12 protein-coding genes are annotated in these 14378 nt (G+C 58.5%); 8 read left to right on the plus strand and 4 right to left on the minus strand.

The features are described 5' to 3' along the window. Positions 1-27: 27 nt before the first annotated feature. Positions 28-1011, minus strand: a complete 984-nt coding sequence (locus PH558_RS32145; RefSeq protein WP_069610212.1) for an arabinose ABC transporter substrate-binding protein — start codon at positions 1009-1011, stop codon at positions 28-30. A gap of 378 nt (positions 1012-1389) precedes the next feature. On the opposite strand from PH558_RS32145, the gene PH558_RS32150 reads away from it, so the two are divergent. Then, on the plus strand, positions 1390-2283 hold the full coding sequence (locus PH558_RS32150; RefSeq protein ID WP_285208311.1) for an aldose 1-epimerase: 894 nt from the start codon (positions 1390-1392) through the stop codon (positions 2281-2283). Between the two features lie 52 nt (positions 2284-2335). Further along, entirely contained in the window at positions 2336-3112 is a 777-nt protein-coding gene (locus tag PH558_RS32155; RefSeq protein ID WP_285208312.1) for an SDR family oxidoreductase, read from the plus strand. A gap of 17 nt (positions 3113-3129) precedes the next feature. On the opposite strand, the gene PH558_RS32160 is transcribed toward PH558_RS32155, so the two are convergent. After that, positions 3130-5334 (minus strand): DUF1217 domain-containing protein, encoded by a 2205-nt coding sequence (locus PH558_RS32160; RefSeq protein WP_285208313.1) that lies wholly within the window; start codon positions 5332-5334, stop codon positions 3130-3132. Positions 5335-5576: 242 nt separating this feature from the next. Then, on the minus strand, positions 5577-6584 hold the full coding sequence (locus PH558_RS32165; protein ID WP_113409402.1) for a LacI family DNA-binding transcriptional regulator: 1008 nt from the start codon (positions 6582-6584) through the stop codon (positions 5577-5579). Between the two features lie 203 nt (positions 6585-6787). Between PH558_RS32165 and PH558_RS32170 the strand changes: the two genes are divergently transcribed. The 6 genes from PH558_RS32170 (at position 6788) to PH558_RS32195 (ending at position 13187) form a co-directional block, all read left to right on the plus strand. Next, the gene (locus PH558_RS32170) at positions 6788-8107 is read left to right on the plus strand and encodes an alpha-L-fucosidase (protein ID WP_113409403.1); all 1320 of its coding nucleotides are present in this window, start codon (positions 6788-6790) and stop codon (positions 8105-8107) included. Positions 8108-8153: 46 nt separating this feature from the next. Then, the gene (locus tag PH558_RS32175) at positions 8154-8939 is read left to right on the plus strand and encodes a DUF4037 domain-containing protein (RefSeq protein ID WP_113409404.1); all 786 of its coding nucleotides are present in this window, start codon (positions 8154-8156) and stop codon (positions 8937-8939) included. A gap of 86 nt (positions 8940-9025) precedes the next feature. Beyond that, a complete protein-coding gene (locus PH558_RS32180; protein WP_285208314.1) occupies positions 9026-10240 on the plus strand; it encodes an ABC transporter substrate-binding protein in 1215 nt (404 codons plus the stop codon). A 76-nt stretch (positions 10241-10316) separates the two neighbouring features. Beyond that, positions 10317-11243 (plus strand): carbohydrate ABC transporter permease, encoded by a 927-nt coding sequence (locus PH558_RS32185; RefSeq protein WP_113409554.1) that lies wholly within the window; start codon positions 10317-10319, stop codon positions 11241-11243. Further along, entirely contained in the window at positions 11233-12087 is an 855-nt protein-coding gene (locus tag PH558_RS32190) for a carbohydrate ABC transporter permease (protein ID WP_285208315.1), read from the plus strand. The genes PH558_RS32185 and PH558_RS32190 overlap by 11 nt, the downstream gene beginning before the upstream one ends. Before the next feature lie 32 nt (positions 12088-12119). Then, the gene (locus tag PH558_RS32195) at positions 12120-13187 is read left to right on the plus strand and encodes an ABC transporter ATP-binding protein (RefSeq protein ID WP_095437200.1); all 1068 of its coding nucleotides are present in this window, start codon (positions 12120-12122) and stop codon (positions 13185-13187) included. 65 nt (positions 13188-13252) lie between these two features. Here PH558_RS32195 and PH558_RS32200 read toward each other — a convergent pair whose 3' ends face one another. Further along, on the minus strand, positions 13253-14371 hold the full coding sequence (locus tag PH558_RS32200) for an LLM class flavin-dependent oxidoreductase (RefSeq protein ID WP_095437201.1): 1119 nt from the start codon (positions 14369-14371) through the stop codon (positions 13253-13255). Between the last annotated feature and the right edge of the window lie 7 nt (positions 14372-14378).

A 14378-nucleotide genomic window follows, 5' to 3' on the forward strand; every position in this document is an offset into this window, starting at 1 on the left:
CGGACGGACATCATCCTGCCTGGATGATCATTCGATGCCGAGATCCTTGCGAACCTTTTCGTAATCGCCGCGCAGCGCAAGGGAACCGGAGGTGAGCGTCAGCTTCGGCGGCTCCTTGCTGTTGGCGATCCAGTCATACATGTTGAGCGCCGTTTCATAGCCATGACGCTTCGGCGAGATGATGACAGTTCCGAAGAAGCCGGTCGCAGCGGGCTTCTTGAACTCGTTGATCGCCGAATCCGCGCCGCCGATGCCGACGCCGATCATGTTCGTTGCGGGAATGCCGACCGATTCCGAGGCACGGACGGCACCGAGCACGGCTTCGTCGTTGAGGCCGAAGGCAACCCAGTATTTGATATCGGCATGCTTGTTGAGAACCGTTGTCGCAGCGTTGAGCGCTGCTTCCGTATCGGTCTTGGCCTGGGGCGCGTCGTAGATGTTCGCGGCCGGGAAGCCCGCTGCCTTCAAAACAGAGATCGCGCCTTCGACGCGGTCGACGGCGGTCGGCAGCTGATCGTAGGACACGCGGATCGCGCCGACATTCTTCATGTCCCAGCCGCGCTTCTTGATTTCGTCGACGATCGCTTGGCCCACGGTCTCGCCGATCTTCGTTGCGGAAATGCCCATATGCGGCACATCTTCGAGCGGCTTGCCCTCGGCATTCACCAGACGGTCGTCGACGGTCATCAGCTTCAGCTGATTGGCGGCAGCCTTGGCAACGATACCGGGGCCGAGCTTCACGTCCGGCGTGCAGATGATGAAGCCCTGCGCCCCCTGCGCGCCGAGATTGTCGATCGCCGACTGAACCTTCTCGCCATCCTCAGCGCCGATCTTGACGAGGGTAAAGCCCTTCTCCTTGGCCGCCTGGTCGGCGAATTTCCATTCGTCCTGGAACCAGGGTTCTTCGGGCTGTTTCACGATGAAGCCGATCTTGACGTCCTCCGCGAAAGCAGAGCCGGCCGCCAGAACGGCAAAGGTGCCGGCAAGGATTGCCGCTTTGAAAAAGCGCATGATCTCTCTCCCTTTGTTTGCGCGCCCCCATCCATCTCCCGGGAACCGCTCGATTTCCGTAAGTTATATTGTAATATGAGTCAATTATTTGTATAACAATTAAGCTGCGTTTACAGCCCAACGGACCCGAGACCTTGAATATGAAAAAACATCATACCAGTCAATATTTGTGTATGATTATTTATGCCATTGCGGCGTTGGATGATTGCCAGAAGCTTGCTCGAAATGCCAAACAGAGATAAAATTACGAGATTTGACGGCAAAAGTCTCAGAGATAATCCGAAAATAAATCATATATATCTGTTGACTTGGAACGAGGCAAAGATAGGTGCCATCCGTTCGGCACCGGCCTTGTTGTGAGGAGAAGGCAACCGCTTAATGACCATCATCGATTTGCGAGACGGTTCGCTTTCTGCTCGCGTTTCAACCTTCGGCGGCACATTGCTCGATTATGCCTGGACGGTGGAGGGGCACAGGATTGCGCTATTGAGACCCGCTCGGGACGATGCGCATGCGTCCGCCTCCGCCTGCTACCCCCTCGTTCCCTTCGGCAACCGCGTGCGAAACAATCGTTTCGCGTTCGCGGGGCGCGGCTATCGGCTGAGGCCGAACACGGCTTCGGATCCTCACTACCTTCATGGCGACGGTTGGCAGGCCAAATGGTCCGTCCTCTCCCACAGCGGCAACGAAGTGCAGATCGGCTTTCATCATCGGGAGGGCGATACGCCCTACAGTTACGCAGCGAGGCAGATCATCGCGCTGTCATCCGAAGGGCTGATGCTTCACATGAGCGTTGAGAACATCGGCAAGGAGGCGCTGCCCTTCGGGCTTGGCTGGCATCCATACTTCCCGATGACCCCCGAGACGACGCTCTTTGCGCCGGCGCAGCGATTTTGGACGGAAACCGAAGGCTGGCTTCCGGGAGAACCTACCGAGATTCCGGCCGATCTCGATTTCTCCGCACCCTCCCCCCTGCCCCGCCGCTGGGTCAACAACGGCTTCGAGGGATGGAGCGGCGAGGCGGAGATCGTCTGGCCGGAGAGACATGTAGGCCTGCGGCTGACCGCCGACGCTTCAGTCAGACACGCATTCATCTTCATTCCAGATACGAACTTCAATCCGGCCTTTCGCCATGATTATTTCTGCTTCGAGCCGATGTCCCACATCGCCAACGGTCACAATCTCGCCGACCTCGGAGATTTGAAAATCCTGCAGCCGGGAGAGACATTTGCAGGATCGATCCGCTTGCAGCCACAGGAATATTCGCGGTAGCCCGCGGCCGACTGACCGCGGATTTCCGCCCCAGCACAAAGAGGAATACTGGATGTCAAATCGCCTTTCGGGAAAACGAATCTTCATTACCGGAGCCGCGCAGGGGATAGGGCTGGCCATAGCCGAGGCATGCGTGGCCGAAGATGCTAGTATCTTCCTGATCGATCGCGACGAAGCTCTGCTGGAACAGGCTGCGAATAGGCTGAAGGAAGCTGGCGCCAATCTTGGCTATCAGGCGGCCGACATCACCGATGCCGAAGCCGTGCGCGCAGCCGTGGCCAGAGCATCCGGCGAAATCGGCGGCATCAATGCGCTCGTCAACAATGCCGGGATCAACGTCTTTGCCGAGCCGTTGCAGACGACAGATGAGGAATGGGAACGTTGCTTTGACATCAATCTCAAAGGCGCCTGGAATTGCTGCCGGTCCGTGCTGTCCGGGATGATCGCCCGTGGCGGTGGCGTCATACTCAACATCGCCTCGACCCACGCCTTCACGATCATTCCGCATACCTTCCCCTACCCGCTTGCCAAGCATGCGCTTCTCGGCATGACCAAATCTCTGGGGATCGAATATGCCTCGAAGAACGTGCGCGTGAACGCGCTCGCGCCCGGCTATGTCGCAACGCAGAAGGCCATCGATTATTGGAACAGTTTTCCCGATCCGGAAAAGGCGAAGGCCGAGACGATGAAACTGCATCCGGGCGGCCGTATCGCCACCCCTCACGAGATCGCCATGGCAGCGGTCTTCATGGTCTCGGACGAGTGTTCCTTCATGAATGCCGCCTGCCTGACAGTGGACGGGGGCCTGAGCGTGTTGCAGCATCAATAGTATCGCAAACGAAGACGCTATCGCGATCTGAGCTGGGCAATCGAGAGCATCAGATCCGCGCTCATGCCAATCCCCGATCCGCGCGTCAGGATGGCGGATGCGGCGGAGGTCGTATTCCCGCCATTTGCCGCATCATAGACGGCCGAGAAGCGCTTGAGCAGGTTGCTCACCTTGCTGACATCATGCAAGTCCTTGACCGGGAATAGCTTTTCAAGCATCGCCGCCTGGCGGGTCACATCCATGTTCGACATGGACGCGGGCAGCGAATAAGTCGTCTTGATTACATTGTAGAGCGCCGGATCCGACATGATATCGTAGACGGAATTGACCTGCGGCGCCTTGCGCTGGAAATAGAGAGCGAGACGGACGCCTTCGTTGGAGCTTCCCTGCTGCGTCTCCAGGGTCTGATGAAGATAGAGATCGTTGGTGGCGAGACGCGCGCCCTTGTTCTGTCCTGGCTCGATCTTGGCTGTGGTCAGATTTCCCTTGGCGTCGAAATTGAAGGCATTCACCATCGCCTTGAACTGCTGGCCTGCCTGCGTGTTCAGAAAGCCCTTGGCATCCTCGGGATCCGCAGTGAAGGCCTTCTTCAAGGTATTCTTGTCGACCGACTTGGGATCGATATTGTTCGCAACGAGGATAAATTCCGTCAGCTTTTTGTCAGCCAGGAGTTCGTCGACCGTCTTGATCTTGGCGATCGACTTGCTGAATTCGGTCGCTGCGTCCTTCGCATCCTTGACCGCCTTGTCTCGCATCTCGCCGGTCAATCCGAAGGTCTTCGACTTCGAATAAGCGGAAATCAGGCTGTTGATCGAGGTCTGGGACAAGGCCGCGACCGGCGCTCGCAGATTGCCCTCACTGTCGAAATTGAAAGCCTTGGCAAGCCCGACGAATCTGTCGTCTTTCAGCGAATTGACATAGCTCTTGCTGTCATAGGGATCGCTTTCCAGGATCTTGCGCAACTGATCTCTGGAGACCTCATTCTTGCCAATCCCAAAGGCGCGAAGCGCCATGTCCTCCACGGTTGGAAGATTCTTGTTCTTGGTATCGTTGGCGGCAAAAAAGTCCGCGATCGTCTTTATCTCGCCGACCGCGCCCTTGTAGTGTTTTTCCGCATCGTCGAACAGGTTCTGTTTGGCATCTTTCGCCTGGTTCAAATATTTGGCCGAGATGTCGGCAATGGCTTGCGGCGTCTGCGCCGGCTGACTGGCGGGCAGCGTACCATCGGATGCAAACTGAAAGTGCGAAACCATATCCGCCATTCCAGTCACGGCGGCATAATCGGAATTCGTAAAAGCGAGGTTGAACTGGACGGGAGTGAGCTTGGGATTCAGGTTGAATGCGGTCTTTATGTAGGAAAACAGCCTGTTGTCGCCGGTTATGTCGCTGAGCGACTGAACTTTCGTGATCGTCTGACGATAGTAATCGTCATTGTTGGCGGCCGCAGCCGGGCTCAACAGGCTCGGGACCATGCTGTCATACCGCGAGATCATGGCCTCCTTCTGCTCAGCGGTCTGCGCGGTCGCGCCGGAAAGCGTTCCGTCGGCATTGAAGCTGAACTGCGACGCGATCAGCTTGTATGTCGGCTGCAGCGATGCCGTCGAGAAATTGCTCGCCGTGTTGACGAAGCTGTTCGGGTCGTTGACATCGCTGGTCAGAACCGACTTCAGGAACGCCTTCGAAATATTGTCCGGGTTTAAACCGTGCGCCCGCAGGATATAGTCCGTCATTCTGCTGCTGTTGACGATGTCGTCGACGTTCGACACCTTATCGATCCAGCTATCGTAGAACTTGCTTTCCTTCTTGGCCAAAGCCGTTTCATTGGCGAAGGATTGCTCATAGAGCCCGATCGTATCGCTCTTCTGTGAATCGCTCTGGGCCGATTGATTTTTTGATGTGCCGCCGAAATTGAAAGCGGCAGCGAATTGCCGGTAACGGCTATCCGTCAGTTTGTTTGCAAAGCTGCTCGTGTCGCTCAGGTCGCTGGTCAGGACCTTTTTCATGAAGGCCTTGGCGTAGGTCATGTCCTCGAGGCCATAGGCCTTCATCGCATAGCTATACAGCTTGTAGTCGCTCAGAAATTCATCGACATTCTTAATCTTGCCGATATGCGCATCGTAATATTGCTGGTCACTTTTGACCGTCGCCTGTTTGGCGATGCGCGCAAGCGTCGATGCCATGTCCCTTGTCGCGGACACGTAGCCGAGATACGTCGAAATCATAGATCGCCCCCACAGCGCAGTTCATCGATATTCGCCCCGCATGGACTATCGCAACCAGACCTTGCGCGAGACTAGATCGGCAATCTATGGGCCTAATTTCCCAGAATCGTATCCATGTCCGGCAAGGCAGACGTTTCTGTCGGAAATATCGCATCCGGCAACCAGTTCTGAGACAATCCCGAAAGCGTCCGCCGTCAAGGCGCAAGAGGCCTTCGGCGCCCCAATGCATGGTGTACAGAGCTCTAAACTCTCCGGCAGGAATTGCCCGGAACGAATTTCGGCGTTAGCACGAAATCCTGCGGCGGCTCGACCGCACCTTGCGGATGGGTGATACGGTGCATCAGGCGTCTTGCGATGATGCCGCCGAGCGCCAGCGTATCCTGGACCACCATGGTGATGCGCGGCGTGATGACCGAGCTCCATTGCACATTGTCGATCATGGCGAGCGAGATGTCGTCGGGACAGCGGAAGCCCAGCTCCTGCATGGCTTGCAGCGCCGAGAGGGCAACTGCGTTATTGGTGCCGAGGATCGCGGTAGGGCGTTCGGGCTGGATCAGCAAACGCATGGCCGCCTCGTAGCCGGCTGTGCGCGTGAACTGGCCGTCGACGACGAAATTCGGGTTGATGTCCACGCCGGCATTGGCCATCGTATCCGCAAAGCCGCGATATCTCTCCGTCGCGGTATGCATATGGCTCGGGCCAGTAATGACGGCGATGCGCCTGTGGCCGAGCTGCAGGAGATGTTCCGTCAGCATCGCCCCGGCCAGATAATTGTCGGAGCCGACGAAATCCCGCTCGATGCCCGTAACCTTCTGGTCGAAACAGACGATCGGCAGGTTCAGGCCGGCAATGAAGTCGATATAATCCTGATCATGGCCTGACGGCGCAAGTGCGAGGCCTGCGGTCTTCAGGCCGATCAGGTGCTCGACCATCGCCCTCTCGCGATCCGTTTTGCCTGAGGAATCGGTGACGACGACGAAGTGTTGGTGATCGAGCGCATAATTTTCCAGCTCGCGCCGGATATCCCCGAAAAACGGGTTGCCGACATTGCCGACGATGAAGCCGATCATGCGGCTGCGTCCACGCGCTAGGCTCTGGGCAAGCGGATCGGCAACGAAGCCGACCGCGGCGATTGCCTGACGGATTTTCTCCAGCGTTTTCTGGCTGACGCGCGCCGGATTGCTCAGGGCCAGCGACACCGTGGAGACGGATACGTCAGCGAGTTTGGCGACGTCACGAATGGTGGCCATGAATTTTTCGAACCGTTTCTATCGCCTCAAGCCTTCCGATCGAAAGGACTCCCTTCCCTGAATCTTTGTCACAAATCTAACATTTGCGGGCCATGAAGCAATATGCGGAAAGAGATTTCAACAGTGCGCTTGACATACCGGGCATGAGGATCAATTATCAAATCGAACCGGTTCGATTAAGCCTTAACACTTGGGAGGATAGTGTGAGCGACGCAGCGATCAGTGGCGGCCAGAATGTGGCCGACGGCAAGGCATGGTTTGGACACGACCGCTTCGGCATGTTCATCCACTTCGGACTTTACGCCCTCGGCGCACGTCACGAATGGCTGAAGAACCGCGAGGAGTTCACCACCGAGGCCTATCAGAAGTATTTCGACAATTTCGACCCCGACCTTTACGATGCCCGCGAATGGGCACGCCGCGCTCGCGAAGCCGGCATGAAATATGTCGTTCTGACCGCGAAGCACCATGAAGGCTTCTGCCTGTGGGACAGCAAGGTCACCGACTACAAAGTCACCAACACCCCCTATGGCAAGGACCTGATCGGCCCCTATGTCGAAGCGCTTCGCGCTGAGGGGCTCAAGGTCGGCTTCTATTATTCGCTGCTCGACTGGCACCACCCCGACTTCCCGATCGACGGACATCACCCGCAGCGAAACCATCCCGACGCCGCCAAGCTCAACGAGGGCCGCGACGTCAAGCGTTACGCCAAATACATGCGCGATCAGGTGACCGAGCTTTTGACGAATTTTGGCAAGATCGATGTGATCTGGTTCGATTTCAGCTATCCCCAGCGCGTCTACAAGGGCCTGCCCGGCAAGGGCCGTGCCGATTGGGAGAGCGACGACCTGATGAAGCTGGTGCGCCAGCTACAGCCCGATATCATCGTCGGCGACCGCCTCGACTTGCCGCGCGATGCGGATCACATGCCCGAACTCGTCACGCCGGAGCAATATACGCCGCGAGTCGCACCGACCGTTGCTGGCCTGCCGGTGCGATGGGAAGCTTGCCACACCTTCAGCGGCTCCTGGGGCTATTATCGCGACGAGACCAGCTGGAAGGATGCCGGCCAGCTCATCAACATCCTGGTCGACACGGTCTCGCTCGGCGGCAATCTGCTGATGAATGTCGGCCCGACCGGCCGCGGCACCTTCGACGCCCGCGCCATCAAGGCGCTCGATACCTATGGCGAATGGCTGCGTCTGAACGGGCGTGCGATCTATGGCGCAGGACCTTCGACCTACAAGGCGCCAAACGGATGCCGCTTCACCCAGAAGGGCAATCGGCTCTACCTGCATATACAGACCTGGCCCTTCCGCCACATCCATATCGAAGGACTGGGGCGCAAGGTCAAATATGCACAGTTCCTGCACGATGCCAGCGAGCTTCATTGGCTCGACCCGGATGCCGACGTCGACTCCAATGTCGGCGTCGCCGTCGGAGAAGGCATTTTGACCCTGGAATTGCCGGTGCTCAAGCCTGACGTCGTGACGCCCGTCATCGAACTGATCCTCAAGGATTAAGTCAAAGATTAAGGGAGATAGCGAAGCCCAGCCGCCCTGTGCCGTCGTGAGCCGCGAAACCGAACTCATAGCCGCGATGACCCCCCTGATCGCCGATCTGGCAGAAGACGGCAATGGTGCCGTCGCACTCGCCGGATCGCGCGGCAAGGGGCGGTCGGATGCGCAATCGGATTTCGACTTCAGGGTCTATGCCGATGCCTATCGCGGACCGGAGGTCCGGCAAACCGCGGCGTGGCGGCGTTTCGATGCCGCGCTGCGAGACTGGCAGGCCGAAGGCATCCGCATGGATGGCGTCTGGATGCGGCGGTATGCCGGCGTCCAGCGCGACCTGGATTCCTGGCTTGCCGGAGTGGTCGTGCCGAAGAGCTTCGAATGGACGATCTGGGGCTATCACCTGCCGACCGATCTTGCCAACCAGCAGATCATCGCCGATCCCAGGGGTTTGCTGACCGGTTGGAGGCAGCAGCTGGCGCAATATCCGGAAGCGCTCAGGGCGTCCGTGCTCAGTCAGTACATGGAAATCCTGCGCTATTGGGCCCGAGATTATCACTATGAGAGCAAGGTCGTTCGCCGCGACCTCGTCTTTCTCGTCGGTCTCACAGGCAAGCTTGCCAACGCCATTCTGCAGACCGTCTTTGCCTTCAACCGGGTCTATTTCCCGGGCGACGGCTGGAACCTGCCCATGGCGGCCGAACTCGAACGGCTGCCGCCTGACTTTCTCCAGCGGATGACGGCCATTCTGGAGCCGGAGCAAGGCCCGGACACGTGGCAGCGTCAACGAAGCGAACTGATCGGCCTGATCGCCGACCTGGAGGCCATGATCGCGGCGTGAACGAGCCGCAAGACCAAGCCGGAGGGGAGCGTCCGGATAGTGATCAACGTCACTGCAACGAAAATCATTAAGGAGGAGGAACAATCATGAAGCGTTCATTGATCTTTGCCGCCGCCCTTGCGGCGAGCTCACTACCCGGCATCGGCGCGCAAGCGCAGGATGCCGCCGTGACCCTTACCTGGCAGATGTGGGGGGCGCCGAACGATGCGGAGCTCTGGCAGCAGCTGGCCGATCTCGTCAACAAGCAATATCCCGATATCAAGGTCAAGCTGCAGCTTTCGGGCTGGACGGACTACTGGACGCGCCTGCCGGTTCTGGCAGCATCGGGTCAGGTCGCCGATATCGTCTCAATGCAATCGATGCGCCTGCCGAATTTCTCTTCGATCCTGACGCCGCTTGATGATTATGTGAAAGGCAGCGACGTGAAGGTGGCTGACTTCGAAACATCGATCATGTCCGGTCTTTCGCAGGACGGCAAACTCTATGCGCTGCCCTACGATGTCGGCCCGTGGATGGTCTTCTACAATCGCGACAAGTTCGCAGCCGCCGGCTTGAAGGAGCCCGCCAAAGACTGGACGTTCGACGACTTCAAGGCCGACGCCAAGGTACTGACCAAGGACGGAGCATACGGCTATGGCACCCAGGCTTTCGATTTCATCGCCGGCCCCGTCGCGCTCGGCGCGGATTATTTCAATGCCGACAATGAATTCGACCTCACCAATGCCGGCTTTGTCGATGCGTTCGGCAAATACGCCGATCTCACAGCCAAGGACAAACTCTCGCCGGTCTTTGCCTCCGCGGCCGATGCTTCGGCCGCAAGCGGCCGCTTCGCTTCGGGCAATGTCGCCATGTATATCGACGGTCCCTGGTCATTGATTACCGGGCAGGCCAATGTCAATTTCAAGATCGGCATCGCACCGCTGCCGCGCGGCAGCGGCTCCTCGCGCTTCATTACGGCCGGCTCAGGCTGGGGTATCTCCGCCACCAGCCAGCACAAGGATGCCGCCTTCAAGGCGCTGCAGGTGCTGACAGGCCCCAAGGCCGCGGAAATCCTTGGCGCGGCCGGACGCGCACTGCCGGCTCGGCTTGCACAGCAGACCGCCTGGTATGACGGCGCCGCCAAGAATGTCAGCGGCACCCGCGATACGCTGCAATATATATTTGCCCACACCACACCGTTCCGCATCAACGAGAAATGGAACCAGTTCGAGAATCTGGTGATGCAATATGTGCCGCTCGCGCTGACGGGAGACTCGAAACCCGAAGGCGTATTGAGCGACATTCAGAGCCAGCTGCCATAGACCGGGCGTCTCGTCGGCCTGCGGCAGAGCCCACCCGCTCGACCGCAGCGCCATCACCGGAAAGGAGAGGCCCATGATGCTGGGCAAGCATACAGACATGATCGCAAGACCAAGGCCACGCTCGCGCAGATGGTTCAGAGGCGAAGGATGGACGGCCCTGTTCTTCCTGCTGCCGGGCCTGATCGGCATCGTCCTGTTTCTCGTCCTGCCGATCCTTGCCTCGATCGCGCTCAGCTTCACCAATTGGCAGCTGCTCGGTACGCCGCGTTTCGTCGGCATTTCCAACTATGTGCGCCTGTTTACGACCGACCCGCAATTCTGGACGGTCTTGCGCAACACCCTCTTCTTTACCGTCGAATATCTTGTACTGAACATCATCATCTCGCTCGGGCTGGCAACGTGGATTTCGAGCCTGAAGATGGGGCAGCGCTGGTTCCGGGTGATCTTCTTTCTCCCGACCTTTACCCCGCTGATTGCGGTCGCCATGGTCTGGATGCTGATCTTCACCAGCGGCGGGCTTTTCGACAGCCTGATGGCCTCACTATCGCTGCCATTGTCGGGCGTGCTGAACGATCGCACGCTTGCCATGCAGGCGGTCGTCCTCACCTCGATCTGGGCCGGCGTTGGCTACAATACCGTTCTCTTCAACGCCGCGCTCGACATGGTGCCGGCAAGCTACCTTGAAGCAGCCCGCATCGATGGCGCAACGGCCTGGGACCGCTTCTGGAAAATCCGGCTGCCGCTGATCTCGCCGACGCTGTTCTTCGGCACCGTCATGACGGCGATCACCTCGCTGCAGGTCTTCGACCAGATTTTCGTCATGACCAAGGGCGGGCCGGGATCATCGACCGCGACGCTCGGCTATGCCATATACCAACGGGGTTTTCAGAACTTCCAGATGGGCTACGCCTCGGCCATCGCCTGGGTGATGTTCGCGCTGATCATGGCGCTAACGGCCCTTCAATTCTGGTTCCAGCGCAAATGGGTGCATTATGACGCTTAAATCCAAAGCCAAAGCGCGCCGGAAGCTGGTGCTCGATGTCGTCAACCACCTGGCAATCACGCTCGTCGCCATTGCCTTTCTCTTTCCCTTCTTCTGGATGGTATCGAATGCGGTGCGCTCAAATGCTGAGGTGACAGCGATACCCCCGCGCATCCTGCCCGATATCTTCGAATGGGGTAATTTTGGCGCCGCCTGGACTCAGCTGCCCTTTGGCCGCTTCTTCCTCAACAGCGCCATCATCGCGATCTGCGTGACAGCGATCACCGTCATCGTCTCCTGCCTTTCCGGCTATGCCTTCGCGCGGCTGAAATTCAGGGCGCGCGAAACGCTGCTGCTCGGTTATATCGGCACGCTGATGGTGCCACCGCTGATGCTCATCATTCCGCTGTTTCTGATCGTCAACAAGCTCGGTCTGGTCAACACCTTCCCCGGCGTGATCCTGCCGATCTCCTTCGGCACCTTCGGCGCATTCCTGATGCGGCAGTTCTTCCTCTCCATTCCCATGGAACTCGAGGAAGCCGCCAGGATCGACGGCGCTTCCCGCCTGCGCATCCTCGTCAGCATCATCGTGCCGCTGTCGATGCCGGCCATCGGGCTTCTGTCGCTCTTCACCTTCATCGGGCAATGGAATAACTTCCTCTGGCCGCTGATCGTCATGACCGGTGCCGACAATGCTACCCTGCCGGTCGGCCTCACCCTGTTCCAGACGCAGCAAGGTACGCAGTGGAACTATCTGATGGCGGGTGCCACGCTTTCCATGCTTCCAGGCGTCTTCCTCGCGATCATCCTGCAGAAGCTCATCTACAACAGCATTGCCCTCAATGCGGGCATGGGCGGGCGCTGAAGCGCCGGCCTAGATTTTCGGGAGAAAAATCCATGGCGAAACTGACCATTCGCAACGCCATCAAACGCTACGGCGCGCTTGAAGTGCTGCACGGCGTCTCCGTCGCCGCACAGGATGGAGAATTCGTGGTGCTTGTCGGACCCTCGGGCTGCGGCAAATCCACCCTGCTGCGGATGATCGCCGGGCTGGAAGGCATCAGCGACGGCGAGATCGAAATCGGTGACCGCATCGTCAACGATCTCGAACCCAATGAGCGGGATATCGCCATGGTGTTCCAGTCCTATGCGCTCTATCCGCACATGACCGTGCGCGACAACATGGCCTTTTCGCTGAAGCTCGCGCGCCGCAGCCGCCAGGAAATCGAGCAAAAGGTGAACGATGCCGCAGCGATCCTCGACCTTGCCGCGCTCCTCGATCGCTATCCCCGACAATTGTCCGGTGGGCAGCGACAGCGCGTGGCAATGGGACGCGCCATCGTGCGCAACCCCGCCGTCTTCCTCTTCGACGAACCGCTGTCCAATCTCGACGCCAAGCTGCGCGTGCAGATGCGCACCGAGATCAAGACGCTGCACCAGCGGCTTGGCACCACCATGGTCTACGTGACGCACGACCAGATGGAGGCCATGACCATGGCCGACCGCATCGTCGTCATGCGCGGCGGCCATATCGAACAGATCGGCTCACCGCTTGAGATCTACGATGCGCCTGCCAATAGCTTCGTCGCCGGCTTTATCGGATCGCCGTCGATGAATTTTATCGATGGCCTCGTCACCGACCGAAACGGGACGTTGGGCCTGCAGGACGCGCAAGATCTGCATTGGCCGCTGCCGGAAAACGCCCGTCGCCATCTCGGCCGATCCGTCCAGCTCGGCATCCGCCCGGAACATATTGCCGTCGATACGGACGGCGTGCAGGCCAAGGTCATCATCATCGAGCCGACGGGCTCGGACACGCATCTGCAACTGCAGGCTGGCGCGCAATCCCTCGTCGCAGCCATCAGGGACCGTCCTTCGGTGTCTCCCGGCCAGCCGATCCAACTGAGGATCGACCCGGCAAAGACACATCTGTTCGATCCAGCAGACGGCCAGCGCTTGCATTGAGAATACTTCTCAGCTTGTGGCGGAAGGTCCCGCAGCAACCTTCTCTCCTGATATCCACGATGGATTTAGATCGTCACATGCGGCATTGAAACCGGCCTGCGAATACCGGCCTGTTCGAGCAATGGAAGAACCCGATCACGGAAATACGGGAATTCGGCATTGTAATCGACAAATGAAATGGTCGTTCCGCTGAAGCCGGCCTTGTGAAGGGCAAGAATACCTTCCGCCACCTGTTCGGGCGTCCCGATGAGCGGGAAACCGCCATGTCCAGCAGCCATCCGGTCCCGGATCAATGCCAGAAGGTCATGCGGAAAGGATTGCGCATGCGCGAATTGCAGGCGCACTAGATTGTCTACCGCCTCCCAATCCGCATTGTCCTTTCCGAAATGCTGAAGATAGTCTCGCGCTTCTCCCTCCGTCGGTCGGCAGACCACATGGGCAAAGGTGAGGACACCCAAATTGCGACCGGCGGCTTTGCCCTGCTGTTTCAACTCCGCGATTTCAGTCGTCGAACGGCTCAGATCTATGGCCGGAGTAAACAGAAAGTCTGCATTCCGCACGGCAAAGGAGCGGCCTTGGCCGGAACCTGCAGCGTTGAGGATAGGTGCGCGATGCCCGGGTCGAGGATCGCCAAGTACATTTCTGAGATGAAAGAACTGGCCATCATAGTCAAAGGCCTGATCTCGCTCCCATAGGCTTTTGACGATATCGAACCATTCCTCCGCATAGGCATAGCGGCTTTCATGGTCAGCGGGCAGGTCAAGTCCCAATGCTTCGTATTCCGGCTGGTTCCAACCGGCAACTATGTTGAGGCCGATCCGTCCTCGGCTGATCTGATCGATCGTCGCGATTTGCTTGGCAACGACCACCGGATGGTTCGCGGCCGTGTGAATGGTGGCAAAGACGTTGATGTTGTTCGTGCTGGCGAGCAAGCTCGCCGCCCACGTCATCGTTTCCAGCACATTGCCGTGAAAATTGGTGTCGCCGCCATATCCGATCCATCGGGCGATCGGCAACATGAAATCGATACCTGCCTCATCCAGCTGCTGGGCCAATTTCAGATTGTTGTCCCAGGAATTGACCCAGCGTTCCGGCACTTTGGTAACGCTCATGCCGCTGGAGCAATTGCTGGCGAAGGTGCCGAGCAAAAATTGCCCTGCGTCGAACATGGAGTTCTCCGACATTTTCGTT

It is taken from the genome of Rhizobium pantanalense (genome assembly GCF_030182525.1).
Taxonomy (GTDB): Bacteria; Pseudomonadota; Alphaproteobacteria; order Rhizobiales; family Rhizobiaceae; genus Rhizobium.